Source organism: Bacillus sp. PAMC28748 (assembly GCF_014250415.1).
GTDB classification, from domain to species: Bacteria; Bacillota; Bacilli; order Bacillales; family Bacillaceae; genus Bacillus; species Bacillus licheniformis.
This window is the reverse complement of sequence record NZ_CP060192.1, coordinates 440,581-466,071: the sequence shown is the minus strand read 5'-3', so window position 1 is coordinate 466,071 and position 25,491 is coordinate 440,581. Positions and strand designations below refer to the sequence as shown.

Sequence of the window (25,491 nt, the reverse complement as noted above, 5' to 3'; positions counted from 1 at the left end):
ATCATGAATTTGGTGGATATGAAAAACTATCTCCGTCTGGACCATTCTGAAGATGATGAAATGTTATCGCAATTTATTGCGGCAGCGAAAAGCTATATTGTCAATGCTATTGGGCGGTTTGTTGATGGGAACCCACAGTTTGAAATTGTGGCCAAAATGCTTGTCCAGCATTGGTATGAAAACAGAGGAATGTATGAGTCAGGGACAAACGGCTCGTCCATCCCTTTTACTGTTGAAAATCTAATGACGCAGCTGCGTTATACGGATGATGAGGTGCAGGAAGATGAAGAGAAAGAGGACCAGCGATCTGCGGCACCGCCTGACCTTTCAAAAGAAAACCAAGATTCAAGATGAAGAACTGAATTGGATTGACGCTTATGTTGATGTATTCACTGTATGGGGAGCTGTGGAGGGGTTTAGCTCTCTCGGAAACAATGAATCTATGATTGCGGGGGCATGGGGCGTTAAATCGCCTAAAAAGATCACCATTCGGTTTCGGCAAGATATTCAACGCGATATGAAAATTGTTGAACAGATCGGCACAAATGAAAAGGGTGAACCGATTTTCCGAGCCTTTGACATCCTTGACTTTAACGATCCTGAAGATTCAAAAAAGTGGTTTGAAATTATGTGCCAGGAGGTGGGGCTCAATGGCTGAAATGAACTTTGAAGGGCTGGCCGACCTAGATCGATATTTTGAAAGAATCGGTGAAGACGTGGAAAAGGCGGAAGATGTGGCTTTGCAAGCCGGCGGGGAAATTATCGCGCAGCACCAGCGACAAAATGTTAATCGAAGCGATAAAAATCAGCCCCATATAGCTGATAACATTACGGTTTCAAAGGCCAGGGAATCAAAAGGCGCAGAAAAATTCGTGTCAATTGGGCCTAATAAAAAAGTCGCTTACCGGGCGAGATTCTTGGAGTATGGGACATCAAAAATGCCACCTTATCCTTTTATCGAAAAAGGCAGGGATGAAGGGGAGGCGTCAGCTGTGGAAGTAATGGCCCGCATTCTAACAGCGCCAATCAAATGAGTTTTGATGCAAAAGCAGAATTGAGCGCTGCCCTGGTCAACGATTTCTCATTAAAAGAACTGGTGACAGGCGGCTTTCATAATAGAGTCGCTTCAGACGTTAACGCATACCCAAGAATCATGTATACCGAATTGAAAAATGCTGATGATTCATATGCCGATAATCAGGCCCAATCTTCGGAGGTTCGCTTTCAGATCAGCATTTTTACCAATTCATATACAGTCAGTCAAGAAACCAAAATCGCAAAAGAAATTGACCGGCTCATGAAGTCAATCGGTTACGGCCGGTACGATTCTCAAGATTTATACGAAGAGACGGACAAGGTTTTTCACAAAGCTATGCGATATAAGAAAGCTTTTTTTAAGGAGGAAAAGTAATGGGACAAACAATTTATGGTTTAGATATGTTTCACTGTGCGGAAGTCATCCAAGACGATGAAGAGAGTTTGAAATTCGGTACACCTATAAAAATCCCGGGTGCTGTAAGCATAAAGGTTGACCCAAAATCAGAGCAAACAAAATTCTGGGCTGATAATGGTGTGTATGACATTTTTAATAGTATGGGTGACATTGATTTAGAAGCTGAAATGGCTGATCTCCCTTTAAAATTGCAGAATAAAATTTACGGCCACACAGAAGAGAATGGTGTTTCCTTTGCAAGTGCTGAAGACAAGGCAATTCATCTGGCTTTCGGCTTCAGAGCGAAGAAATCAACCGGCGGGTACCGGTATTATTGGTTTCTTAAAGGGCTGCCTGAATTAATGGCTATTGAATCGAAAACGACAGAAGACAAGGCTGACCCAGAAAGTGCAAAGTTTAAGGTTGGTTTTATGCCGTTGCAAAATCCAAAAGGAAAAAGACGCTGGAAAGCTCAAGCAGAAGACAGTGACACTTTTAACGGCGATGGTTGGTTTAATCAAGTTGTATATGATGGTTCTGCTTTTGCAACAGATACAAAAACCGAAGCAATTGGCTTAGGTAAATAAAGAATTTTGGAGCGCTTATAGGCGCTCTTTTTTATTGTCCAAAAACAGGGAGGAATCAAGATGGAACCTATTTCAATCAATCTCAGAATCAATGGTAAACACAAAAAGTTTGTCACACCAAATTTCATTTCAGGAAAGCTGTTCCGGGACGCGGCCGAGATCGCAGAAGATATTGAGTCAACTGACCCTGAACGCATCTACACAGAAAAGCAAATTGAATTTATCTGTGCTGCGTTTGGAAACAAATTCTCAGCTGACGAATTTGAAAATGGCATTGATGCGAGGCTGGTCACGAGAACAATTTACGGCACAGCAAACTACGTTTTAGGAAATATCGCAGAAGCCAGCCGAATTTTAAACCCTGATCCAAACGACGGTGAAGAGCCGGGGAAGTAAATTTATCTGACGCTGTCATTGACATGTACAACGCGTTAGAAGAAATCGGTTATACGCAAAACCAGATTGATGAAATGGACATTGTTTACCACCTGCGGCGCCTGGCCCGCCGAAAAGAAGCCGGCGGAAAGCTAGCAGCAGGGAAAGAAGAAAAGCGCCTTTATATTGACCAGGTGCTCGGGTAAGGGGGTGACCGATTGGCTAAGGACATAAAAGTCAGACTGTATTCAAACTCGAACCAATTCAGAACGGAAATGCGTGCAGTTGCTCTGCAAATGAAAAACGTCAAATCTGAATTTGAAAAGAACCGTACAGCTGTAGGCGTATGGGGCAACGAGTTAAGAACGTCTCAAGAAAAGGCGAAAACACTCAACCAGCAGCTGGATATTCATAAGCGGAAAGTAAAAGCTCTTGAACGGGCTTATGCTGATTCAGCTATAAAAAAGGGCAAAGATGCTCAAGAAACTCAGACACTGGCTCGACGGCTTAACTATGCCACAGCTGAAATGAATAAAACGCAAAATGCTTTGACGCAGACCACGCAGAGGATCAAAAAGCTGGAGGATGAATCTAGGCGCGCTTCTTCTACAATCCACAGAATGGGCCAAAGAATGAATGCAGTCGGCAGCACAATGAGGAATGTCGGTGCATCTGTCGCCATGACATCGGGTATTGCCTTTGGTGGTTTGGTCCTTCCTTTAAAAGATGCGGTTCAAGTCGGCATCGACTTTGAAAAGCAAATGAGTAAAGTGCAAGCCATTTCCGGCGGAACAGCGGGAGACCTTGCAAAATTAACGGCACAGGCGAAAGAACTTGGTGCCACTACAGTTTTTACTGCCAGCCAGGCCGCGGACGCTCAAAGCTTTCTTGCGATGGCCGGATTTAAAACCAATGAGATTTACGGGGCTATGCCTGGCATGTTAAGCCTTGCAGCGGCCGGACAGCTTGAACTTGGAACAGCTGCAGATATTACATCAAACATCATGTCTGCCTTTGCATTAAAGGCCGAAGAATCGGCGCATGCCGCCGATGTGATAGCCTATGCAGCATCCAACGCCAATACCAATGTTGAACAAATGGGCGAGGCAATGAAATTTCTTGCTCCAAATGCGAACTCACTCGGCTGGGGCATGGAGGAATCGGCTGCCGCTATCATGGCGTTTGGTGATGCCGGTTTACAGGGTACTATTGCAGGTCAGGCTTTCGGTACGTCCCTGATCCGTCTCGCAACTCCTGCCAGGAAGGCACAAAAAGAAATTGATCGACTTGGTTTTGAATTTTTTGATGCTGCCGGCAATATGAAAAGCATGCCTGAAGTCATCGCAGAAATGGAAAAGGGCATGAAAGGCATGACCAAAGAGCAGCAGGCGGCAACCCTGAAAACGATTGTTGGTGCTGAAGCATACAAGCATTGGGCGGTCCTTCTTCAAAAAGGCTCGAAAGCGCTCGGAGAAAACACGAAAAAGCTGAAAGAATCCGACGGCGCGGCCAAAAAAATGGCGGATACCATGCTTGATAATGCTCACGGAAGTATCATTCAATTCGAATCTGCCTTGGAAGGTGCAAAAATAGCGTTAACAGAGGGACTTCTTCCTTCAATCGGTGACCTTGCGGATAAAGGCTCCGCCCTTCTTACCATGTTTAACAACCTGGATAAAGGCACACAAGCAACCATTGGAAAAACTGCGGTTCTTACTGCGGGAGTATTAGGCGTGACGACGGCTGTCGCTACACTGACGGCAGGAGTCGGCGCTCTGTTAGCTTTTACTGGTCCTGTGGGCTTGGCTATTGTCGGAGGAACGGCTTTATTGGGCGCTTTAGGAGTTGCCATGTATGCCGTTTCCGAACAAACCGAAAACATGAAAAAGAAGCAGGAAGAGGCCAGGGAAAAGGCTTTGCTTTTTGGTGAAGGAGTTTCAAAGGCGACTCAGAAAGCAGCCGGCTCCTATGTGGATTTGAGAGAAAAAGCAGAGGTCCAACTTTTTGAACTCACCCGCGTTTCCGGGGAGCAGGCTGATAAGATGGCCGCGAAATTGGTTCAAACGTATTCTGAGATGCGGGATAAACTGATTCAACAACTTGAGACGCTTAGAAAAGACGCTTTGGTCGTTATTAACGGTTTAATGGAGGATACGGATAAGAACACTCAAAAGGCTGGGGAGAAGATCGTTGATAAGATGGTTGGTAATATCAATGAGGATATCCAGGAGGCCAGAGAAAAAGTAAAGGAACTGGAAAAACTCCAAAAAGAAACGGGCCTTGTCTCATCGAAAATGAATGATACTCAAAAACGAAGATTTAATGAGATCATTTCTTATTTTGAAGAATCTACCAGCAAATTTGCGGCCAATCAAAAAGAAGCTCTTGCCATGCAAAAAGCGGTGACAGAGCAGCAAGGAAAGCTCTCTTTCAAGCAAGCAAAAGAATACAACGACAAGATTAAAAAAGTCTACGATGATGGAAAAAAAGCCGCGAAAGAAGATTATGAATACCGGAACAAAGTCTTGAATCAGTTGTATGCACAGGGCTATATAGATGCTCAACAAAAGGAAGCTCTCTTGAAAAAAAGTACAGCAGACTTCCAAAAGACCCTTGCTAAAAATACAGCAAGTTACGAGGAAAATTCTCGTGCACTTTTCTCAAAAATGTCTAAGAATGGTGAGCTGCTTGATTTAGAGACTGGCAAGGCACTTGAAAAACAGAAGAAGTTCATTTCCAATTCTATGGGAATGGCACACATGTATGAAGAAAACCAAGCCGAATATGAAGAGCGCTGGGCCCAAAAGCAAATTGAATATTTGAATAAACTTGGTACAAGCAAAGAGGAAGCCATTAAAGCCACTAAACAGGCACTTGAGGATTTTTATATTGGTCTTGGCAATTCAGAACAGGAAGCCCAGGCAAAAGCAGACGAAGCGATCCAAAACGTCCTTGAAAAAATGAACGGCGGCAATGAAAAAGCTGAACAGGCTGGACGAGAAAAAGGATCGGCATTCACTCTTGGTTTGAGCAGTACATTAGGACAGGCCCAAGAAACTGGGAGTCTTATTGGTAAAGGAGCTAATCAGGGATTAAGCCAAGGAAAGACGCAGCCGAAGCAGTTTGGAATGGAAAAAGGAAATGCCTTTGCTCTCGGTTTAAGAAACACGCTCGGGATTAATAAACAATCCAGCAGCGTGCTCCGTCAATCTGTCAACAGCGAACTGTCTAAAAATAGCGGCCAAGCCCGTACAGCCGGTAAAGAAAAAGGTGATCAACACAATGCCGGTTTAAGTTCCACAAAGCCTAAAAACAATAATACTGCAGCAAGCCTTTCAAAAAACGTGTCCGGTCGTCTCGGTCAGACAACTGACGGCGGGGGCGGTAAGAAAGCCGGTATGGACTTGACCAAAGGATTGATGAGTCAGCAAACCGCGTCTTACAATGCCGGTTCGAAGGTATCAAACAAGGCGAAATCCGGGTTGAAAAGTGTGAAAACCAGCAGTGTGGGATCTGATTTTGTCTCTGGATTCGTCAGAGGAATTGAGGGCGGCATCGGCAGCAACTCGCTGTTTAGTGCAGCTTGGAAACTTGGTAAGTCTGCATTATCAGCATTGAAAAAGTCTATTGACTCCCATTCGCCAGCGAAAAAGAGCATGGCTGAAGGTAACAACTTTACAGATGGATTCGCGATAGGAATAAGCAAATCAGTCGCGCGCGCAAAACGAAGCGCCCAGGCGTTAGGGCAAGGAGCCAACCTGTCACTCAAACAGGAGATCAACAAAATGGCTTACAACATAAAAGGCGCGGCCGATGAGCTGCTTTCCTTGCGTTCGGAGTTAGTCGTCCGAAATGAAGTTGACACACCTTCTTTGAATCAGAAGCTGGATGCTCTCATTACGCTCCTTTCAAATGGATTATCGTTTGGAGGACAACCAGAGCCGGCGGCCGCGGGCGGGCCAATTAGAATTTATCCGGCGCCTGTTAATATTGATGGAAAACAAGTGGCGGAAATCGTTTTTGAACAAGGTGACGGCAGGATTTTGGATAGGAAGAGTTTAGACCGATATGATCAAAATGCTTATCAGAGTGGGGTGAGACGAACCTGATGAACCTTTATTTAGATTTTAATAATGGCCTGGGGGAACAGAGCTTATCAAGTTTGCTCCCCCATTTTAAGTTGCTGAGCTTTACGCCTGATTCACCGGCCATTGAACGGGAAACAGTGAAGATACCGAGGATCAACGGCCTTGTCTTGCCGCAGCATCCCCGCGATGTTGTTTTTAAAGAGCGATCTATCAAGGTAGAAATTCTATTAAACTCGATCATCGCAGAAAATTTTTATCAGTACAGGCGAGAACTTTATGCGCTTTTGGTGAAGCCGTTGCCTTATTATATTTCAACCGATCTATTGCCTAACCTCCGTTTTCTCGTTACGTGTGACGGTAATTTCAGCATACAGAAAGAGAAACAGAAAAACCAAACTTCTTTTACTGTGGAATTTAATAACGTCACCGGCCTGGCTGAATCAAAATTTACATCTTTGACAAAACAGAATTTTCACGGGGAATACTGGAGCCCAGGCATGAACATTCAAATGCGAGATGATCTGGAATACAGGTTCAAAAATCGAAAGAGGTTTCAGGTTTATAACACTGGGGACGCCTATATCAATCCTCTTGAACATGACTACAATGTGACCTTATGGGCGGCCGGAAAAAATGTGTCGATCATCAACCATACAAATGGTGAGAAACTGAAAATTGAACAGGAATTAAAAAAATCACAGCGCGTTTCTTTTATTAAGCAATACACGGTGATCAATAAAACACCTATCAAAACATCCGGCAGGCTCCCGGGACTCGATATAGGAATGAATGATTTTGAAATCCAGAATACCAATGATTTTGAAATCATATTCGATACCCGTTTCTACTACGCGTAAGGAGCATGCAAAATGGCAAACACAGATTTTATAAAGGAAATTGCACCAGACGCCCAAAGAGTCTATAAAAAGTATGATATTCTCGCGTCTCTCATTATTGCTCAAGCCTGTTTAGAGAGCGGATGGGGTACAAGTGAGCTGGCCCAAAAAGCGAAAAACCTATTCGGCATCAAGGGTACTTATAACGGTCAATATGTTCTCATGTGGACGACTGAATATGATAAGAGCGGAAATGCTACCCGTGTGCAAGCCAAGTTCCGTAAGTATCCGTCTTGGTATGAATCTATTCAGGATTTAGCCAAGCTGTACATAAACGGAACGAGCTGGGACCCGAACCATTATAAAGCGGTAGTCGGGGAAAAAGATTACCAGAAGGCGACAGCTGCGCTTGTAAAAGCCGGTTATGCGACTGATCCCAATTATGCCACCAAATTGAACAGTCTTATTTTCACTTATAAACTCACACAATATGATTCTGTGGATGAGATACCGGATGAACCTGAAGAACCCGAAACGCCGATACCGACCCCGGAGGTACCAAGCAAAGAATATGATGGAAAAGACGTTCCGCTTAATCAAAACTTGCCTTCGGATGTTGATTTTCCACAGCTGCATGTACTAGCGGGGGATGGAAAGAATGTGGTTGAAATAACGGGCGTCTCGCTCGATCTGACGGACGATACGACGGGGAAGAAGAGCTTTACATTTACCATCACCAAAACGCAGGAAAACGCTATTGAATTTGATCTGTTGGTGATTGATAACATTCTTTTTCTGGATGAACGGAAATTTAATCATCAAAAGTATTACATTACAAACGTTGAAGTACGGCAGGAAAATAATGTGTTGAGAAAAACTGTTTCGGCCAGCCATATTTTTTCGGTCCTGCTGATCAACAATTATGTGACTGAAACGGCGTCTAAAAAAATGACGATCAAAGAGGCTTTTGATATCGCATTAAAAGAGACGCCATTCAAATATGTATTAAAAGCTTCGGCAAGTGATTTTCCGAGCATTGAACAAGAAAACTTTGGTGACGGAAATTCCACGGAATTGGTGGATAAAATCATTTCGGATTACGGTCCTGAGCTGGATGTTGATAACTATAAAATCCTTGTTTATAAGAAAATTGGACAAAAAATCAATTTCACCTTAGATTCGCGCTATAATATGCCAGGTATTTCTATTAAGACAAACTCGCAAAATTGTACAACGCGCGCCTGGGGTTACGGGGCGTTGAAGAAGAGCAGCACGGACAGTAAAAACCCACAATATGAATTTGAGCCGATCTTATACGTACATCCGGATGAGAAAAAGTTTTTACTCGAAGGCCTGCCGCGCTGGGCCGATCCGATTAAAGATGAAACCATAAAAAAAGCCAGCAGCATGGTTTCAGTTTTAAAAAAACATGTGAATCCATACCCTGAATTGACAATTGAAGCAGATTTCCAAAAAATCTATGAACCCAAGCTTTTAAAGATCGAACAGGATTTTTGGAAAGGTGACACGATTCACGTCCTTGCTGATACGGCATCAGGGATCACGTTTGAAGACGATGTTCGGCTGATTTCAATTCAGTATAACCCGTTGAACCCATACAGCAGCCCAAAATTAACGTTCGCGAATTTCAGAAAAGATATTCAGGATATTGCAGTCAATCAGGCCAAGAAACTAAGGGATCAAAAACGATATATTGACCAGCTTTTCAAAACGCTCAGATAGGCGTTTTTAATTTTGCCAAAAAAGGAGTGAGTAGCATTGATTCGGCTAATAAAAGACTATGATCATACAAGAAATTCCCGTCATCAAGCACAGTTAAGATCAGATATCCAGAGCATAGAAAATACGTTGAATGAACACGATTATAATTTAAAGCGTCATGAAGCTTCAAAAAACGCCCACACATCGGAGCAAATTAGACATAACGGCGAGCTTTCAGTCTTTCAGGAGATTGAGATATCAAAGAAACGGCTAAATAATCTCATTTTAAATGCCGATGGGTCCAATGTTAAAGAGGTCGTCGACCTCCGGGTCAATCATAAAGGTGAGGTTTTCAATACAGCAAATGATCGGCTATTTCATACAGAGAAGAACATCGACGGACTGTATAGGGAGTTAGCAAAAAGGAATTTGATGTTTGAGGAGTATCTCAATTATCAAAAAATTATTTTTTCGGTGCCAGCAAGGGATCATACACGCCCATTCCCTCAGGCGCTTTCAATAAATCAAGATGATGATGAGTTATATATAGCACGACAGGAAAACGGAGGAACCGTCTGTATAATATCAAGATATCAATTGTCTAGTGCCAAATTTAAAGATTCGAAGCAATTTGCAATCACAAATTCTACCTACAACGAGGGGCTTCCTTGGTTCAAGAATTCAAGCGGCGATCTATGCTTTCTCGTTAGACAAAAATTCGAAAACGAGTTGTCTATTTTCAATTATACATCTGGGGAAATTGTACAAACGATGCAAGTTCTTGGTTCGTACAAAACCGGTAATGATATCGACAAAAAATACTTTATTTCTGGTAATTCAACGAATGAGAAGATGGATCGAATATACATTTATGATTTCCAAAGTATAGTTGCGGGTAGTCCGAATTTATTGATGGAAGTCATGGTAAACAACAAAGAAATTATGTTCGAAAAAGTTCAAGGGATTACGTTTCATGAGAACAAAATCATTTTAGGACAGGGGAAAGGAGCTCCTGCGATTACAGTCATTAATCTAGATGGAAGCATCGCTAAAGCATATTCTTTTTCGAGAGATTCTTTTGCGGACTTAATACAAGAGAATTATGATTTTGATCGCAATAACTATGACTTTGAAAATGAAGGCATCTGTATGTTTAACCATAACGGCTATGTCATTCCGGCTTTGCTACAAGTCACAGTTGAACGGAGCGGGAAAGAAACAATATTTGTGACATTGGCCGGTGCACAAGATGGGACGTTAATATCTACACAGCCCGTACAGAGGCCGAATATTACTGAAATAACTTATGACAAAGTTGCCTTGCATATGCCGAATAGAAACTTTGTGACAAACGGCGCCTTTGATGTATGGCAGCGCGGAACAAGTTTTACTAACGACGGTGTATTTACAGCCGATAGGTGGCTCGTTAATGCTGTTGGTACAAATGAGAGTGGGATCAATCGGACCGAGAGAGTGAAAAAGCCGATGAGTGCGCCATTCTCAAATAAGTACGGGTTGAGAATAACGAAATTGAAAAATGTTTCGAATATGTCGCGTACTGATCTAATTCAACGGATCGAAAATCCAACTCAGTTTAAAAGCGGCGAAGATTATACTTTAGCTTTATGGGCGAGGACCAATAAATCCTCTCACAGAATGAAACTTCATCTTGATATGACACATGATGGAAAACACGACAATCTTGCAATCCGTTCTTGTCAAGTAACAACCAGGCTCACATTCTTTGTATTGAACATAAAGATGCCTGATATGTCAGCTTATAAACTTAAGGAAGAAGACTACGTTGAAGTTCAAATAGATGTCGACACAACAAACAGTTCTTCCTATGATAGTTTGGCTCCCGGCGAATGGGTAGAATTTTACCTAGTCAAATTAGAAAAAGGAAGGCTTGCTACGCCGTATGTCGCAAGACCGTTGACTGAAGAAATAGCTGAATGCCAGAGATATTATCAGATATACAGCACAAATACCGTTAAGCAAGTTGATCTCAGACCTACAATGCGTAAAGCTCCAAAGATATCGAAAAGACCTGACGGAAATTACGGGTATGATGCGGAGCTGCCTGAAACTCCAACATACTAAAAGAAAGGGAGGTAATACTGTTGGCTATTTATAAAACCGGCTCTTACGCGTTCGATATAAACGCGAAAACAGAAGGGGTTTATCATTCGACTTTTATATTTTCAACGCAAGATATTAATACAGCAAAGTTAATATTTTATTTGCGCAAGGATGGCATCCCTTTGCCACTGTCAGCTGTAACCGGAAAAGTGGTCCTCATTCCTTCAAGCGGTAAGCAAAGAATAAGGGATGTTACGATAGTTGATCCGTTTGAAGGTATCGCAGAGTACGTTTTAGACGAGGACGAAATTAAAATGTATGGCAAATTCAACTGTCAGCTCATTCTGAAATATACGAACGGCCAATCACTCTCTGCTCACAAATTCGGGTTTGAAGTATCGCAAAGTCTTGTGGACCAGAACATGGCACCTCTCGCGGAATATTACGTCGATGATTTCGAATCGTTAAAGGCGTTAATCATAGCGATGTATGACGAAGAAACAGTAATGCTTGACGAGTTAAAAGCGAAGTTCTCGGACCTCGGACGGATTGAGACGAAAGAGGGAGCGCAGGAAAAGGCAGATGCTGCGGAAGCTCATGCAAAGGCCTATACGGATGCACACGCAGCCAAGACGAACAATCCGCATAAGGTCACAAAATCCCAGGTCGGACTAGATAAAGTTGATAACGTCAAGCAGGCGGCAAAAACGGATTTTGATGCACATACTGCGGATAATGTGCGCCATATTACCGCTGATGAGCGGACTAAGTGGAATAAGGGGCAACTGTATAAATTGACACAAGATAATGGTGTGCGAATCCTTATTCCTGATGGTACTGATTTATTAACTTTGCCGCCTGGTTTTTATTACGGTATCAATAATAGACTGCTTAATAACCCCGACCCTAATGATGCTGGATGGTTCAATTATGACATTATGGATGGAAACTCTGGAAGAAAAACAATTATAGCCACAGCAAGTTACCACAATAAGATGTGGTTCGCGACCATCCATACAAATGGTGACTTTAGGGGTTGGAAAAGAATATTAACTTCCACTGACTTTGAACCTGTCTGGACTGAAGTTCCTTTAAAAAACGGTGCGAAACATGGGGCTAGAAAAGTTATGTGTGCGGTGGTTGGCGGTTTTCTGTGTTTAAAAGGCGAGATCATTACCAATAGAGGCGTGATCTTTGGGACGCTACCAGCTTCTTATAGACCTGACCAGCTCCGCAGCAGACTTGTTCCTATATTCGGTACAACAGGGATGACCAAATTGTATATCGAAACAAACGGAAATATGAGGCTGGAGGGGCAAATCGCTGATAAGTCCGACAACATAACTTCTTATGGTTTGGACGAAATTATTCCCCTGTAGGAGAGATAAGTCATGAAAAACATTTTTAAATATGACAAAGAGACATTCTTGTTGATTGATAATGATATCATTCAGCCTGATGATCAAGGGAACTATGAAATTCCGGATGGATGGACAGACATTCCATTTGACCCTGGTTTATATCTTCCGAAGTTTTATCCGGACGAAAAGGTGTGGAAGGAGACGGCTACAAAAGAGTATATTGAAAGCTTGCTGCCTCCGGAGCCTGAAGCGAGTGAAATTGAGCTGCTAAAAAAGCAAAACGCTTTACTCTCTTATCAATTGGCCCGTCTCCAAAAAGAAGTTGCATCATTGAAAGGTGATGGTTCCTCATGATGTATCCAGACTTTGCGGCTATTAAGCAGTTTTATGATTGGGGTTGTTATGATGATGACTCAATCATGAGAGATTACGTAGATTGGGGGCATATTACTCCGGCAGAATATGAAGAAATAACAGGCCAGAGCTATGACAAACCCGCCGTCTGTGTGGATTTAGGAATGACAAGCACCCAATAAGGGTGTTTTTATTTTGCCTCAAAGGAGGTGAAAACGATGTGAGAACAGGAGGATTTCAGGACATGCCACAACCCAATGATTATGATGTTTTACAAAAAGAAATCGCAGAGATTAAAGCAGATCAAAAAACACAAGATCAGCGGATCACTACCCTCGAAAGAACGACTGACCGTCATGATCAACAGATCATTTCAATTAATGAAAAGCTGAACAAAATCGAGGAAAACACAACTTGGATCAAGCGCAGCATCACTGGCGCGATCATTACAGCGATAAGCACCGGCATCATCGGCGGCGCAATCGCTGTTTTTTATAATCTACTGCAGAAATAAGGAGGAAAACAATATGAAAAACTTAGACAAAGGCACGGTCGTCCGGACGGTGCTTCTTTTTATTGCATTGGTAAACCAGACGTTGATCATGTTTGGAAAGGCAGCTTTGCCGATCAGTGAGGACCAGGTCAGTACGCTGGCCGACGCTTTGTATTTGGCTGGCTCTACGATTTTTACTATCGTCACGACGTTGGTCGCTTGGTATAAAAACAACTATGTCACCGGTAAAGGTAAGCAGCAAAAAGAAGTTCTAAAACAAAAAGGATTAACAAAATGAGGTTGCCGGCTGGCAGCCTTTTTTATTTAAAACAAAATTGGAGGGGTTCAAATGGTTAAAGTTGTGAAGAATTATGTGAAAGTCAATCAGTATACCCGGCCGGGTCTGAAAATGTCGGGAGTTAAAGGCATTGTCATGCACTGGACGGCTACTCCTGGCGCGTCGGCACTGAATGAGCGTAATTATTTCAATGGCACTTGTATTGCGGACAAACGATATGCGTCATCCCATTATTTTGTGGATCGAAAAGAAGCGCAATTGATTATTCCTGAAAATGAAGTCGCCTATCACGCCCATGATAAAAACCGTTGCTATGTCAGTTTTTTAAAGCCGAACGCTAATACAAAGGCAATCGGGGTTGAAATGTGTGTTGAAAAAAACGGGCAGATTCACAGCGAAACCGTTCAAAATGCTGCTGAATTGGTCGCTGATCTGTGCAAGCGTTACGGCCTTTCTACAGATAAGATTGTGCGGCATTATGATGTGACAAATAAAAGCTGTCCGACTCCCTGGGTGAGGGATGCAAGCCAGCTGGCAGCATTCAGGAAAAAAGTTGATGCTCTGCTTGGAAATAAAACTGTGTCAAAGACAACATCATCCACGAGCCAGTCAAGCAAATCCACAGGGACCATCCTGAAAAAAGGGTCGTCCGGTTCGAAGGTCAAGGCGCTACAGAAACGTTTGAATGCCGCTGGCTTCTCTCTGCCGAAGTATGGGGCCGATGGCTCGTATGGCAATGAGACGGTGCAGGCCGTCAAATCTCTGCAAAAGAAAGCGGGTATCGCGGTGGATGGAATTTACGGACCGGCTACCGAAAAGGCGCTCGCAGCTATTGAAGCGAAAAAGAAAAAGCCTTCCTCAAACGGCAAAAAATCATCCTACCCGCTGCCGTCTGGCATCTATAAGGTAAAAAGCCCGCTGATGAAAGGGACGGCCGTCCGGCAGATTCAGGAGGCTTTAGCTGCCCTCTATTTCTATCCAGACAAAGGGGCAAAGAATAACGGCATAGATGGCTATTATGGGCCGAAAACAGCGAACGCGGTCAAACGGTTCCAACTGATGTACGGGCTGTCTGCTGATGGTATTTACGGTCCTAAAACGAAGGCGAAACTTGAAGCTCTGTTGAAGTGATGAAGAAATGCTGAAAAAAATCCAAGAAATTGATGAAAAAATAGTTGTTATTGAAGAGCGAACTAAAAAAATAGACAGCTTGCCAACAAAAAATGAAATGCAAAGTTGTATTTCTGAAACATTAAAAAACCTTTTGAAAAAGCCCTGTCCTTAAACCGTTCCAGCTTATGCACGGGCTTTCTGCCGACGGTATTTACGGACCAAAAACTAAAGCGAAAGTTGAAACTTTATTGAAGTAGAAAAAGGCCCTTTCTTGTGTAAAGGGCCACATACTTTTTTTGCTTATTCTTTTTCTAAAGCTCCATTAATATAACCATTAATTGATTGAATGAGTCCTGCATCTGCTTTTATTTTTGCAGTAAACTCTCCTGTGATATTGATTTCGATTAAACCTTGGTCATCCTTATTTATTTCAATGTTTCCTCTATATGTATCTGATAATGTCTTCATTTCTAAAGAATGGATATCGAAAATATCCACTTCAAGAGCAATTGAATTATATCCTAAGTTAGCCCACTTTTTCGGTGGCTTTTCCGCATAAAACGGCATATCAAAATGCAGAGTTACTTTTCTACCTTCTTCTTTAATATAAATGCCTTCAATACGTATATTTTCTAATTTAGGAATCTCATTATATAGACTTTTTAAAAAATAATTTTCCTCTAAATTTTCGTACCACATAATATCACCTCAAATTATTTTTTGAATGGATAATGATCTTTTGTCCCTGGGACTTTTCCTGTTCGAGGATTATCAAATGGCCTTACATTAAAATGAGGCCCTTGTCCACCTTTTTCATGACCCGCGCTATGGTCTTGTATTATGATTTTCTGACCCTTGTTATTTGTATAGATATATTCTTTGGTCCAAATAATTTTACCATTTTCGTCTTTTATTACATGGCCACCTTCATGGGGAGCGGCTCGCATCTCTACACGACGAATTGATTCGGGGTGTTGAGATCTAGTAATGCCCGCATCCTTTTTAGCTTCATTAAGAGCACCATTTCTGCCTGGAAGATGAACCCTACTCTTAGAGCCGTTACCAACCTTTGAAGCTTTCTTTCCCGCCTCTTCACCTTTAAATAACTTGAAGCCGCGCTTTCCGTACTTAAATGCCTTTCCAAAAGGTGTGACACTCAATCCGGCCATCAAACGATCACCATTATCTTTAACGATTTCGCCTGTCGCAAGGTCGTATCCAAACGCTGCTCTTACTGCATCATATACACCTGTAAATTCCATCGCTGTATCGAAATATTTAGCAAAGTCGCTTTTTTCCACATTCTCTGGAAGGGTGTAGGCGGGTTCTATCTTGACGATTGTATCACCATCTATGTATGCCCGGTAAAGCGTATCGTTAAATACTCTATAATCTTTTTTCAGTTCATTCAATTCCTCTTGGGTGTACTCTTTCTTGGAAACCTTTTGTGTCGCCAATTTTTTTAATCGATCTGGATCGGCGAGAGTGTTAATGTCCGCATCTTCTTTGTCTCCGACTTTTTTCAGCATGGCACCCATCGCTGTTTCTTGATTTCCACTCAAGGTATCCATCTCATCCGGCTTTAAAATCGCGCCTTTTTGGTAACCGGTGATTTCAATTTTTGGGCCGGTATACATCTTTTCGAGCCGCGCCATGTATCTCTGCATCGTCTCAAGATCGTTTTCAGCCGTTTTGAGGGCGTTGGTTTGCTCGCGGTCAAACGCATGCAGCTTTTCAAGAGTCGTGCTGATTTCCTTTAACGCTTTCTGATTTTGTTCATGAAAACCGCTGTCGTTCAAATCCGGTAAATCAACAATATGGCTGACTTTTGCGATTGTGGCGTTGGTCTTGGAAACCAAATGTTTTGTTGTGCGATCAGCAGCATTTAATCCATTCTCCAGCTCGTGTTCAAGAAAGGACTGTGAAATAAATCCGTTATGGTTGGGTTCCAGGGAATTCAGCGCGCTTTTCATTTTCTTCAGCGTGGAACGGTATTCCTCTATAAAGGTATCATAGAACTGTAGAAAAGGGGTGTGACATTCCTCGTAAAAGGCGCGGATCGCGTCGCCGCCTTTTCCTTTTAAAGCATCATCAAGTGATGTGATGCCTTCAACGGCTTTTTTGACTTTCGCGAATTCATCTGATTGTTGTTTTAACTGTTCCAGCGTTTGATCTATTGCATTGTGCAGCGCTTGAACATCCAGCGTCTTCATGGCATTCTCCTCTAATCCTTTTGGTTACAATCAGTATAGAGTTTACCACTTTACGGAAACCAATTGGGGAATAAACCCTGTTCATCCATGAAAATGAATCGATTTACATAGATAATTAAACCTATGTTTTTCTGTAAATCTATTGACGATCGTAAATAGGTTTGGTATAATTAAATATAGAAAGGAGGTGCTTAAGTGGACGAGGTGAGAAACTGGATTCTTGCCACTGCTGGAGTGGTGACCATATTCAAACACATTTATGACATATGGCAAAACGAAAGCAAAAAAAGAGGCAAGAAAAAGAAAAAGCGCTCCCGCCGGGTAAGCAAGAAGCGCTAAACATAGTGAGCGAGAGAAGGGGAGAAATCCCCTTGCTCTCCAATTCATTATATCACGTCCACAAATTATGAAACAATATTTTAAGCATTACAGCTCATTAGACATGGCAACTATGCTCATCCTAATAGCGGGCATTTTTGCAATTGATTTTGAAAAAGTCGGTACTCTGGGGAAAATCACAGGCATCATTTTATACCTGGCTGTGATTGTTACACTGTTAAAAGGATTAATTATGATTTGGAGCGAAAAAAGGCATGAAAGAAAATGAAAAAATTAAATTTATCCAGGATGAAGTTTTGACAGCTGCAGAAGCCGGGGAGCTCCTCGGGGTTACAAGGCAGCGTTTAAGTGCATTAGTGACTTCCGGGAAGCTAAATCCTGTGAAGAAGGTCGGTACAGTTAGCTTGTTTCTCCGTGATCATGTGGAGGCTCAAAAAAAAGAACTTGAAGCTGGTCGAAAAAAATACCGGCCATACGATGAGTAGGGCCCTTCCATTTGTGAGAAGGGCTTACTTTATTTCTACGCCGACGACATCCTCAAATTTAATGAGATTGGTGTCTCCTTTTGAATCCACAACATGGAACAGCTTCCGCAGCTGGTTTATGTAATGGATATGGCCCTCTATTTGAACGATCTCCCCGATTTCCGGTCCGTTAAGCATTGGTAGCGGCTTAAATACAGAAAACTGAACTGGATTATTAAACTCCATTGCTTCACTTATGATCATTTCCATATCCTCGATCTGAGACATGTCAAGAACCGGCCTTTTTACTTTGTCCTGGTTGCTTTCTAACTCGCGAAGCAGGCCGACATGCTCGGGCAGCATCATGGCCGTCCATTTGATTGATCCCCGATCTTTTAAGTTGTCATCTTTCATGGTGTTCATCTCCTTGAGATGATTATAAGGGAACATTCGTTCTGTTCTCAACAAGAAAAATACTCCATCAAAAAACCCTTTTCTTAGAGAAGGGCCAATTTTTATTTGGGTGGACGAATTTCGATAATAAACATTTTAAAATTAGGACGAATTTTGAGTGTCAGATCGCAGATATCATTTGAAAGTGAATAATCAGGATCTGCTTCTTTTAAAGCTTTGTTTAAATCATCCTGACTAAATCCCAAAGTTACAAATAAAATATAAGCAGCTCCCATCCCTTTTTGAGAAGCTTTAGAATAGTCATCACTTTGAGAAACAAAATTTATCCCTGTTAAAACATTATCTTTATTGTACATTCCTGATATTATGTAGTCCCGGTCAGGATTAGCGTTATCTTCTTCTTTAGCTAAAACCTGAACAAAATTATCATCTGTCTCATTAATTTCACGGTTACTATCAAGTCTGGATAGAGGTTCTTCAATAACACTCATGTCAATACTATCTATATTCGTATTGTACTCATCAATAAATTCATTTAGTGTAAACCCGAATTCACTCTTTGCTTCGACTGATTCTTTTTTTTCTTCAGCCGCTGTGCTGTTGGTGTCCGTTTTATTTTGTGGTGCACTGCTACATCCAGCCAACACCAAAAATAAAACCAGTAATATCTTTTTCATAATGATCCCCCTCTTGTTTAAAACGACCATTTACATTTTAAAACAAATGAGGAGGGGAATCCATTAAACTCAATAACTATAAAACTGAAGGTGATTTTTCGCCTTATTTGTGGTAACAATTTGGTCACAAAAATCTAAAATTATTGTTTTAAGCCCATCTTTATGAAACCCTCAAAACGTTGATTTATCAGTGCTTTGGTTTACTTTTCAATCTATTGATTTTAAGGTTAATAGACTCCCACCGTCTCCACCATACATATGATGGTGGTTTTTTTGTTTTTTGGGGAGTTTTTGTTGTTTGTGCAAGAGCGGGGAATCGCTTAATGAACATATGAATGATACTGCGGAATATGTCGGGTCATCGGTCCTCATATCATGAGAAAAACGTTTGGTTACTGGCATAATAATTCAAGGACGTTCCCATATTGCAAGCTCTTGCAGCGGAATAGAAAAAGCCTTCTTCAAGCGGCAAAAAATCATCCTGCACGCTGCGGTCTGGCATCTATAAGGTAAAAAGCCCACTGATGAAAGGGACGGCCGTCCGGCAGATTCAGGAGGCTTTAGCTGCCCTCTATTTCTATCCAGACAAAGGGGCGAAGAATAACGGCATAGGTGGCTATTACGGGCCGAAAACGGCGAACGCGGTCAAACGGTTCCAGCTTATGCACAGGCTTTCTGCCGACGGTATTTACGGACCGAAAACGAAAGCAAAACTCGAATCCTTACTGAAGTAATAAAAAAAGGCCTCTAAAAAGGGGCCTTCTTATCTCCATCTCCAATTTATTTCATTATCATTTTCGTAAATCCCTGGAAGGGATATACCTACCTTTTTTTGCTTTTCATCAATAATAAACCAATTTTCATCATCTAACCATTCTTCACTATACTGTTCAATGGCAAAAGGGTCATCCTCGTTTACTACAGCCTTAAAGAAATCTTTGAACTTTTCCATGTTTTAATTAGGAATGATTGTTCCATACATCCAGACACCTTCAACAGTAGCGCCTTTTATTTCACCCAAGCATTCATTTTTATAATATAGAAGCATATCTATCACTCCTTCGGATGTAGTTTGATAAATTGTTTTGGAACCTCACCTTTTACAAAGTATTCAGTGTCTCTTTGAGTCCATTTTAAAGCTTTGTTTTTCCAGTGTTCAGACTGGCGAGTATCATTTTTGATTAAACCTTTCGATTTGTTTAGGAGATAAAATTACAATATCCTTCACTTCACCAGACCTGATGGCTTTACGGAGAGCAGATATGTCGAGTTCTATTGTATTTTTACCGTAGCCCTTTGCAACCTTTTGATTTATTGTAAAACTTGTATATGGGCTGTTGGATTTCCCGCCTTTTCTATATCCTCCAAGGACGTGCTCTGTTACAGTAACCTGACGACCTTGGTACATACCAGTTTTGTTGGCAGGTACAAGATTACCACCGGTTTCTTTTAAATGCTTGTTGAAAAATCCAAAACGTACCGGTTCACGATATCCGCGCTTCGTTCGCCGTCGATGTCGCCCGTCATGCCGAGCTGCTTCAAAAGTTTTGAATAAAGCTGCAAGTCCGCCAACACGCCAATACTCACAAATCCGGCTGCCGCCGCAAGCTTTCCCGGCATTTTTTGCTGAAACAGCATGACAAAAGACAGGAGTGTCAACACTTCGAAAGTTCTCATGAGTTTCTCCCTTATGTAAGATATTGGTCTTATACATAAACGAATGTGTGGTTTGATTGGTTGCAAAAATTCCTTGGCTGCATTTAGTGTAAATAAAAAAACCGCTGGAATACCCAGCGGCTGCAGCTTATGACTTTGTGGGTCGAAATAAGCTAGTTCTCCTTTATCTGTTTTATGTGAGCAACAATTCGGTCTCTCTCCGTTTCTTCCAACGTGTAAATCCGCGGGGAGAGGGGGACATCAAATCCGGCGTGAGAGTGATAAAAGTCAAAGAGCAGCGTCCCGGCCGGCTGTTTTTGCTGATCGGAGATGACAACCCAAAACACACGTGAGCGGCAGTTGTCAGCTCCCCATTTTTCCATGGACTGTCTAAAGTTCAAGCCCTTTCCGATAAAAAAATCGCCTTTTCCCGCATTTTGAATCGTTGTAAAGCCGGACTGTTCGAGACTTTCAAATACAGGAGGCAGCAGGTGGTCCAGGTAGACCCCGTAAGTCGCGTCTTCCAATTCGGGAAACACCTTTAAAAGAGCTTCGCGATGATCGTCAAGCGTTTGTTTCCAATTTGCGGCGATATAGCCTTGCAACTGTTCGCCAATTTCTTTGATCGACATGCCGGGTCTGAAAAGAACCTTATTCATGAACAAAACCTCCTTTTAATCACTGCAAATCCAGTATATAACATTGTTGCAAATCATTGAGTCCTGCAATGAAAAAATTCGGTTTAAAATGGATCGTCAATATAAGAGCGAACCGGACCTCTGCCGCGGATAAAGGATTTTATCAATTGTAAAAAACGAAACGGCAATCATGATTTCCGCCGAGGTTGTCAGCAGAACGTCGTCCAGCAATTCGTCCGCGGTATAAATGGCGGCCCATAAACATCCGATCGTGATCATTTCAGCGGCAAAAACCGTGATCCGCCGATTGATGCCCAGCAGTTTCATACTGTGGATGAGCACCTTTTCAGCCGGTTCCAGGACAAAGGTCAGTCCGGTATAACAAAGCGTAAACAGCAGCAATGATCCGACTGTTTGGTAAAACGCGCCCGACAGATGAAACAGTATCGAAATGCCGAGAAAGTGGGCGAAAAAAACGAATATAACCGATATGCAGCAAATAATGAAATGTTTCATGACACAACTCCTTTAAAATATGTACACAAGCGCCAAAGGCCTGCAGGATATGTCTCCTGCAAGCCTGGCTGGTTATTTCTTATCAAATTTGACGACAGGATGCTTTTCTTTAGAGAGCATTTTTGTAAATTCGCTGCCGACGTCAAGGTGCTGGCGGACAAGCTCTTCCGGAACAAGCGCGAGCCATTGGTTTAACGAAACGTCAGCATAGTGGTCGTCTTTGAAAATTTCGAGGAACCGAAGCGGCTCATCTCCTGTATTTTGGACGTAGTGTCCCATTGCGAACGGCACATAGCCGACATCTCCGGCCTGGTAATTAAATGTTCTGGCATGCCCGTCGGCAGCGAAAACCGTCATTTTCGCTTGTCCGGAAATGTAATACTGCCATTCGTCTGTATTCGGATGCCAGTGCAGCTCCCGGATGCCTCCAGGTTCGACTTCCACTAACGCAGAAGCGATCGTTTTCGATGCTTTGAAGTTCGTGGAATCGGCAATCCATACTTTCCCTCCGCTGGATACAATCGGTTCCTGTTCAAGCAAATTGTAGCTGAAAGATAGAGGTACCGTTCCGTTCGGGCTTTCAACTTTGTCTTTCTCAAGACAGCCAGGGATCGCTTCTTGGAAAATATACTTTTCTTCAACTGGAAGAGAGGCGACGACGTCTTTTGAAATGCCGAAGTTTGCGGCAATCACCTCATCAGGCGTATGGGCCAGCCAATCTGTCACCTGGAAGGTGCTGTTTTCAGAGAAGGAGCCGTCATCGAAGACAAGCAGGAATTCGCATCCGTCTTCAAGTGCTTGAATTGAATGCGGCAGACCTGACGGGAAGTACCAGAGATCTCCTTCTTTCACATCTTCAATAAAGTTTCTGCCGTCTTGGTCAACAGACGTAATCCGTGCTTTTCCGTACAGCATATACGCCCATTCGGCTTCCTTATGCCAGTGCAGCTCCCTGATGGCCCCAGGTTTCAGCCTCATGTTGACAGAAGCAAGCTTGTCTGAAATCGGCAGCTCGCGAACTGTGACTTCCCGTGCATATCCGCCTTTTTCAAGACGGTTGTGGACATCGGAAAATGAAAATTTCATGTTTGGCACCGTTCCGTGGTCGGTTTCAGGCGGTACGAGCATGTCCGGGTTTTGGCGGTCGCGCTCAACGTTGTGCGGAATTTTCGTTTCCGCTCCTTTTTCTCCTCTGATCGGCTGTGGAATTTGTTTGTTTTTTTCCATGTGATATCCCCTCTTTCTAAAAATGTAAAGGAGAGCTGAAAGGCCTTTCGTTTTCCCCTTCTGTCATGTTAAGTGAAAAAAGTGAGGCCGATGTCAATCATCGGTTTCATTTTTTTCTTTGATCAGCTCGATCAGTTCATCGATTTTCTTTTCAAAACGAGTGAGCAAGTAAATTGCCAATACAGCTGGAAAGCCGACATTGCCGATTTGTTTCGCTGCTTCCTCAATGAATGCGCTGTCCATTCTTACCACCTCCTATGTTAAGAAGTGACGAAAGTTTGAAAAATGTAAGCAAAGAACTATTTTCTCTGAATGGGAACTTATGTTTGCATGTTAATAGAAGAGATGTGTTTACTTTTTTTTCATTTCTTTCATCTAAATAAATAGGAGGCGGTTTTTATGATTGATCAAACGTTACTGCGTGCGAAAATCAAGGAGATCACAAGGCATCCGCTTGTGAAGCATTTTTTGAGCAACCCAAGGTATGAGCGGCTTTTCAACCACGTGTTGGAACATCCGGATTCTGAAGAGGCAGAGTGTCTCGATCGTGAATTTAAGCGATTTTACAAAAACATCCGCATGATTAAATACATCAACTCGATGATCCGGATTTTCTCCGTCGACTTTGATAAAAGAGTCCGGAAAAACCGAGAGCGTTTTCCATTGATGATCGACGAAAGTCCGAATCTGCCCGAGCCGCCCCGAGGGGATCTGTTAGACGATGTCTTGGAACAGGAAGAGGAATTAAGCGAACACCTGCAAGACCCGATGCTTTATGAAGCGTTTTTGCAATTGACGGACAAGCAGAAAAAAGTGCTTGCACAAATTTATATTCATGGGGTATCCATGCAGGAAATTGCTGACTCTTTGGGAGAATCAAGGCAAAATATTTCAAAAATTCATAAAAGGGCACTCGAAAAGATAAGAGAGCTGCTGAATTCTAAAGCAGAGGGGAATGATAACAGTGAGTCTGCACGATGAAAAAGAGATTGAGAAATTGCTGGAAAATTTCACACCGATGATCAAAAGCAAATTAAACAACACATCCTATCAAGAGAGGGAGGATCTTGAACAGGAGCTGAAGATGAAGATTTGCGAAAAAGCGGAGATGCTTTTATGCCAAGAGGTGCCTGGTTTTTGGGAGTTTATAACAGAATTACTGAAAGTCCTTTAATCTAAGCTGTTTTGCTTGCGTAAAGCCGCCGGAAGTGTTAAAATTTCTAACATTTGATTAATGGAATGTTCAAGCTGCTTCATTGAAATCATGGTGATGGTTTGTTTTAATATGAATGATGGTTTGATTATGTAAATGGACGGATATTCCATTTTCATCTTATAAAAACATGCATCAGATAGGTGGTAAAGTATCATGAAGAATCAATACCGAGTATTGTTGTATTATAAATATGTTCATATCGATAACCCTGAGCAATTTGCCGAAGATCACCTCAAGTTCTGCAAAGATTTGGGGCTGAAGGGGCGCATCCTTGTGGCGGGTGAAGGAATAAACGGAACCGTGTCAGGAACCATAGAGCAGACAGACCGCTATATGAGTGAAATGAAAAGCGATCCCCGCTTTGAAGATATGGTATTTAAAATCGATGAATCAGAAGGGCACGCTTTCAAAAAAATGCATGTCCGCCATCGCGATGAGCTGGTGACGCTCCGCCTGGAAGATGATATCGATCCGAACGAATTAACAGGAAAATACCTGGAGCCAAAAGAATTTTATGAGGCGATGCAGCAGGAAGATACGATTGTCGTCGACGCACGGAACGACTATGAGTACGATTTGGGGCACTTCCGCGGCGCGATCAGACCGGACATTAAAGCGTTCCGCGAATTACCTGAGTGGATCCGCGATAACAAAGAAAAGCTCGAAGGCAAGAAAATATTGACTTACTGCACGGGCGGAATCCGCTGCGAAAAATTTTCAGGATGGCTGAAAAAAGAAGGATTTGAAGACGTGTCCCAGCTTCACGGCGGTATTGTAACGTACGGAAAAGACCCTGAAGTTCAAGGTGAACTGTGGGACGGGAAATGCTATGTTTTCGATGAAAGAATCAGCGTTCCGGTCAATCAGAAAGAGCACGTCATTGTCGGAAAAGATTATTTCACCGGCGAGCCTTGCGAGCGCTATGTCAACTGCGCAAACCCGGAATGCAACAAGCAGATCATCTGCTCTGAAGAAAATGAGCACCGCTATTTGCGGGGCTGCACGCACGAGTGCCGGGTTCATCCGCGCAACCTGTATGTCAAAGAGCACGGCCTTTCAGAAGAAGAGGTGCAAGAGAGACTCGAAAAGCTGAAAGAAGAGGAACATGCAGCGCAGTCATAAAAGCTGTAAACAAAAGTAACATATAAAAATCGAAGTTGCATTTGCTCCTGCAAGGGAGTCGGCTTTCGGATTGAATGGAGGAACGCCTTGACCTGAAAAATCGGGGCGTTCCTTTTTTATTCTGAAATGAAAGCAGAGTGAAAATATAGCAGGTGATCATGATGCCGAACAAAAGCCTTATCGGACATCAGATTAAAAAGCATCTGCACTTTATGCGAAAGCTCCGGCTTTTCCAGAATATTTGCCTGAAAACGTCCCATACTAAGCA

At 42.5% G+C, this 25,491-nt stretch carries 31 protein-coding genes and 4 pseudogenes; 25 read left to right on the top strand and 10 right to left on the bottom strand.

Features of this window, described 5'->3' with window-relative positions; translation table 11 throughout:
* Window positions 1–3 precede the first annotated feature (3 nt).
* From H7F26_RS02490 to H7F26_RS02405, 19 genes and pseudogenes are all read left to right on the top strand, one after another.
* Complete coding sequence (locus tag H7F26_RS02490) at window positions 4–354, top strand: head-tail connector protein (protein ID WP_009329207.1); 351 nt, start codon at window positions 4–6, stop codon at window positions 352–354.
* Window positions 284–658 carry a phage head closure protein gene (locus tag H7F26_RS02485; RefSeq protein ID WP_009329206.1) on the top strand — a complete coding sequence of 125 codons (375 nt, stop codon included), beginning with the start codon at window positions 284–286 and terminating at the stop codon, window positions 656–658. The genes H7F26_RS02490 and H7F26_RS02485 overlap by 71 nt, the downstream gene beginning before the upstream one ends.
* Complete coding sequence (locus H7F26_RS02480) at window positions 651–1,034, top strand: HK97-gp10 family putative phage morphogenesis protein (protein WP_009329205.1); 384 nt, start codon at window positions 651–653, stop codon at window positions 1,032–1,034. Before H7F26_RS02485 ends, H7F26_RS02480 begins: the two co-directional genes overlap by 8 nt.
* Window positions 1,031–1,411 carry a tail completion protein gp17 gene (locus H7F26_RS02475; protein ID WP_009329204.1) on the top strand — a complete coding sequence of 127 codons (381 nt, stop codon included), beginning with the start codon at window positions 1,031–1,033 and terminating at the stop codon, window positions 1,409–1,411. Before H7F26_RS02480 ends, H7F26_RS02475 begins: the two co-directional genes overlap by 4 nt.
* A complete protein-coding gene (locus H7F26_RS02470) occupies window positions 1,411–2,019 on the top strand; it encodes a major tail protein (protein WP_009329203.1) in 609 nt (202 codons plus the stop codon). Before H7F26_RS02475 ends, H7F26_RS02470 begins: the two co-directional genes overlap by 1 nt.
* Before the next feature lie 60 nt (window positions 2,020–2,079).
* Window positions 2,080–2,415: a phage tail assembly chaperone G gene (gpG, locus tag H7F26_RS02465; protein WP_009329202.1), complete on the top strand. Its 336-nt coding sequence runs from the start codon at window positions 2,080–2,082 to the stop codon at window positions 2,413–2,415.
* Between the two features lie 23 nt (window positions 2,416–2,438).
* Window positions 2,439–2,600, top strand: coding sequence for a hypothetical protein (locus H7F26_RS02460; protein ID WP_009329201.1), 162 nt, complete (start codon window positions 2,439–2,441; stop codon window positions 2,598–2,600).
* A gap of 12 nt (window positions 2,601–2,612) precedes the next feature.
* A complete protein-coding gene (locus H7F26_RS02455; RefSeq protein WP_025807965.1) occupies window positions 2,613–6,503 on the top strand; it encodes a phage tail tape measure protein in 3,891 nt (1,296 codons plus the stop codon).
* On the top strand, window positions 6,503–7,339 hold the full coding sequence (locus H7F26_RS02450; RefSeq protein WP_009330398.1) for a phage tail family protein: 837 nt from the start codon (window positions 6,503–6,505) through the stop codon (window positions 7,337–7,339). The genes H7F26_RS02455 and H7F26_RS02450 overlap by 1 nt, the downstream gene beginning before the upstream one ends.
* 12 nt (window positions 7,340–7,351) lie before the next feature.
* Window positions 7,352–9,061 carry a phage tail spike protein gene (locus H7F26_RS02445; RefSeq protein ID WP_069500674.1) on the top strand — a complete coding sequence of 570 codons (1,710 nt, stop codon included), beginning with the start codon at window positions 7,352–7,354 and terminating at the stop codon, window positions 9,059–9,061.
* A 36-nt stretch (window positions 9,062–9,097) separates the two neighbouring features.
* Window positions 9,098–11,143, top strand: a complete 2,046-nt coding sequence (locus tag H7F26_RS21835; protein WP_139308922.1) for a hypothetical protein — start codon at window positions 9,098–9,100, stop codon at window positions 11,141–11,143.
* 20 nt (window positions 11,144–11,163) lie between these two features.
* Entirely contained in the window at window positions 11,164–12,501 is a 1,338-nt protein-coding gene (locus H7F26_RS02435) for a BppU family phage baseplate upper protein (RefSeq protein ID WP_003185328.1), read from the top strand.
* 12 nt (window positions 12,502–12,513) lie between these two features.
* Entirely contained in the window at window positions 12,514–12,837 is a 324-nt protein-coding gene (locus H7F26_RS02430; RefSeq protein ID WP_044789345.1) for a hypothetical protein, read from the top strand.
* A complete protein-coding gene (locus H7F26_RS02425) occupies window positions 12,834–13,019 on the top strand; it encodes an XkdX family protein (RefSeq protein ID WP_185855216.1) in 186 nt (61 codons plus the stop codon). The genes H7F26_RS02430 and H7F26_RS02425 overlap by 4 nt, the downstream gene beginning before the upstream one ends.
* Before the next feature lie 62 nt (window positions 13,020–13,081).
* Window positions 13,082–13,351: a hemolysin XhlA family protein gene (locus H7F26_RS02420; protein ID WP_185855215.1), complete on the top strand. Its 270-nt coding sequence runs from the start codon at window positions 13,082–13,084 to the stop codon at window positions 13,349–13,351.
* Between the two features lie 13 nt (window positions 13,352–13,364).
* Complete coding sequence (locus tag H7F26_RS02415; protein ID WP_185855214.1) at window positions 13,365–13,628, top strand: phage holin; 264 nt, start codon at window positions 13,365–13,367, stop codon at window positions 13,626–13,628.
* A gap of 51 nt (window positions 13,629–13,679) precedes the next feature.
* Window positions 13,680–14,393, top strand: a pseudogene (locus H7F26_RS21830) (N-acetylmuramoyl-L-alanine amidase); the annotation flags it as partial.
* A gap of 105 nt (window positions 14,394–14,498) precedes the next feature.
* Window positions 14,499–14,759 (top strand): annotated as a pseudogene (locus tag H7F26_RS21825) (peptidoglycan-binding protein); the annotation flags it as partial.
* Window positions 14,760–14,766: 7 nt separating this feature from the next.
* Window positions 14,767–14,913 carry a hypothetical protein gene (locus H7F26_RS02405; RefSeq protein WP_185855212.1) on the top strand — a complete coding sequence of 49 codons (147 nt, stop codon included), beginning with the start codon at window positions 14,767–14,769 and terminating at the stop codon, window positions 14,911–14,913.
* A gap of 128 nt (window positions 14,914–15,041) precedes the next feature.
* Here the strand turns inward: H7F26_RS02405 and H7F26_RS02395 are convergent, their stop codons facing one another.
* Both H7F26_RS02395 and H7F26_RS02390 read right to left on the bottom strand, forming a co-directional pair.
* Window positions 15,042–15,440: an Imm50 family immunity protein gene (locus H7F26_RS02395; protein WP_185855211.1), complete on the bottom strand. Its 399-nt coding sequence runs from the start codon at window positions 15,438–15,440 to the stop codon at window positions 15,042–15,044.
* A 14-nt stretch (window positions 15,441–15,454) separates the two neighbouring features.
* Complete coding sequence (locus tag H7F26_RS02390; RefSeq protein WP_185855210.1) at window positions 15,455–16,954, bottom strand: T7SS effector LXG polymorphic toxin; 1,500 nt, start codon at window positions 16,952–16,954, stop codon at window positions 15,455–15,457.
* A 195-nt stretch (window positions 16,955–17,149) separates the two neighbouring features.
* Here H7F26_RS02390 and H7F26_RS02385 point away from each other — a divergent pair, with 195 nt between their 5' ends.
* Together H7F26_RS02385 and H7F26_RS02380 are read left to right on the top strand one after the other, a co-directional pair.
* A complete protein-coding gene (locus H7F26_RS02385) occupies window positions 17,150–17,293 on the top strand; it encodes a hypothetical protein (RefSeq protein WP_021837703.1) in 144 nt (47 codons plus the stop codon).
* Window positions 17,294–17,547: 254 nt separating this feature from the next.
* Window positions 17,548–17,778, top strand: a complete 231-nt coding sequence (locus H7F26_RS02380) for a helix-turn-helix domain-containing protein (RefSeq protein ID WP_080626998.1) — start codon at window positions 17,548–17,550, stop codon at window positions 17,776–17,778.
* Between the two features lie 24 nt (window positions 17,779–17,802).
* On the opposite strand, the gene H7F26_RS02375 is transcribed toward H7F26_RS02380, so the two are convergent.
* Window positions 17,803–18,171 (bottom strand): YolD-like family protein, encoded by a 369-nt coding sequence (locus tag H7F26_RS02375; RefSeq protein ID WP_185855209.1) that lies wholly within the window; start codon window positions 18,169–18,171, stop codon window positions 17,803–17,805.
* 101 nt (window positions 18,172–18,272) lie between these two features.
* Window positions 18,273–18,848, bottom strand: coding sequence for a putative periplasmic lipoprotein (locus tag H7F26_RS02370; protein WP_185855208.1), 576 nt, complete (start codon window positions 18,846–18,848; stop codon window positions 18,273–18,275).
* Between the two features lie 449 nt (window positions 18,849–19,297).
* Between H7F26_RS02370 and H7F26_RS02365 the strand changes: the two are divergent.
* A pseudogene (locus tag H7F26_RS02365) lies at window positions 19,298–19,582 on the top strand (peptidoglycan-binding protein); the annotation flags it as partial.
* A 29-nt stretch (window positions 19,583–19,611) separates the two neighbouring features.
* Here H7F26_RS02365 and H7F26_RS02360 read toward each other — a convergent pair.
* The 6 genes and pseudogenes from H7F26_RS02360 to H7F26_RS02335 form a co-directional block, all read right to left on the bottom strand.
* A pseudogene (locus H7F26_RS02360) lies at window positions 19,612–19,896 on the bottom strand (hypothetical protein).
* A gap of 401 nt (window positions 19,897–20,297) precedes the next feature.
* A complete protein-coding gene (locus tag H7F26_RS02355) occupies window positions 20,298–20,525 on the bottom strand; it encodes a hypothetical protein (protein WP_003185298.1) in 228 nt (75 codons plus the stop codon).
* A gap of 152 nt (window positions 20,526–20,677) precedes the next feature.
* A complete protein-coding gene (locus tag H7F26_RS02350; protein WP_003185296.1) occupies window positions 20,678–21,163 on the bottom strand; it encodes a DUF6022 family protein in 486 nt (161 codons plus the stop codon).
* 96 nt (window positions 21,164–21,259) lie between these two features.
* Window positions 21,260–21,658, bottom strand: coding sequence for a YrvL family regulatory protein (locus tag H7F26_RS02345; protein WP_003185294.1), 399 nt, complete (start codon window positions 21,656–21,658; stop codon window positions 21,260–21,262).
* 72 nt (window positions 21,659–21,730) lie between these two features.
* Window positions 21,731–22,885 (bottom strand): oxalate decarboxylase family bicupin, encoded by a 1,155-nt coding sequence (locus tag H7F26_RS02340; protein WP_003185292.1) that lies wholly within the window; start codon window positions 22,883–22,885, stop codon window positions 21,731–21,733.
* Between the two features lie 93 nt (window positions 22,886–22,978).
* Window positions 22,979–23,128, bottom strand: a complete 150-nt coding sequence (locus H7F26_RS02335; RefSeq protein WP_003185290.1) for a YvrJ family protein — start codon at window positions 23,126–23,128, stop codon at window positions 22,979–22,981.
* Window positions 23,129–23,284: 156 nt separating this feature from the next.
* Between H7F26_RS02335 and H7F26_RS02330 the strand changes: the two genes are divergently transcribed.
* The 3 genes from H7F26_RS02330 (at window position 23,285) to H7F26_RS02320 (ending at window position 25,223) form a co-directional block, all read left to right on the top strand.
* Window positions 23,285–23,866 (top strand): sigma-70 family RNA polymerase sigma factor, encoded by a 582-nt coding sequence (locus H7F26_RS02330; protein ID WP_003185288.1) that lies wholly within the window; start codon window positions 23,285–23,287, stop codon window positions 23,864–23,866.
* A gap of 37 nt (window positions 23,867–23,903) precedes the next feature.
* Window positions 23,904–24,059, top strand: a complete 156-nt coding sequence (locus H7F26_RS02325; protein WP_228767692.1) for a hypothetical protein — start codon at window positions 23,904–23,906, stop codon at window positions 24,057–24,059.
* Between the two features lie 195 nt (window positions 24,060–24,254).
* On the top strand, window positions 24,255–25,223 hold the full coding sequence (locus H7F26_RS02320) for an oxygen-dependent tRNA uridine(34) hydroxylase TrhO (RefSeq protein ID WP_003185283.1): 969 nt from the start codon (window positions 24,255–24,257) through the stop codon (window positions 25,221–25,223).
* Window positions 25,224–25,491: the final 268 nt, after the last annotated feature.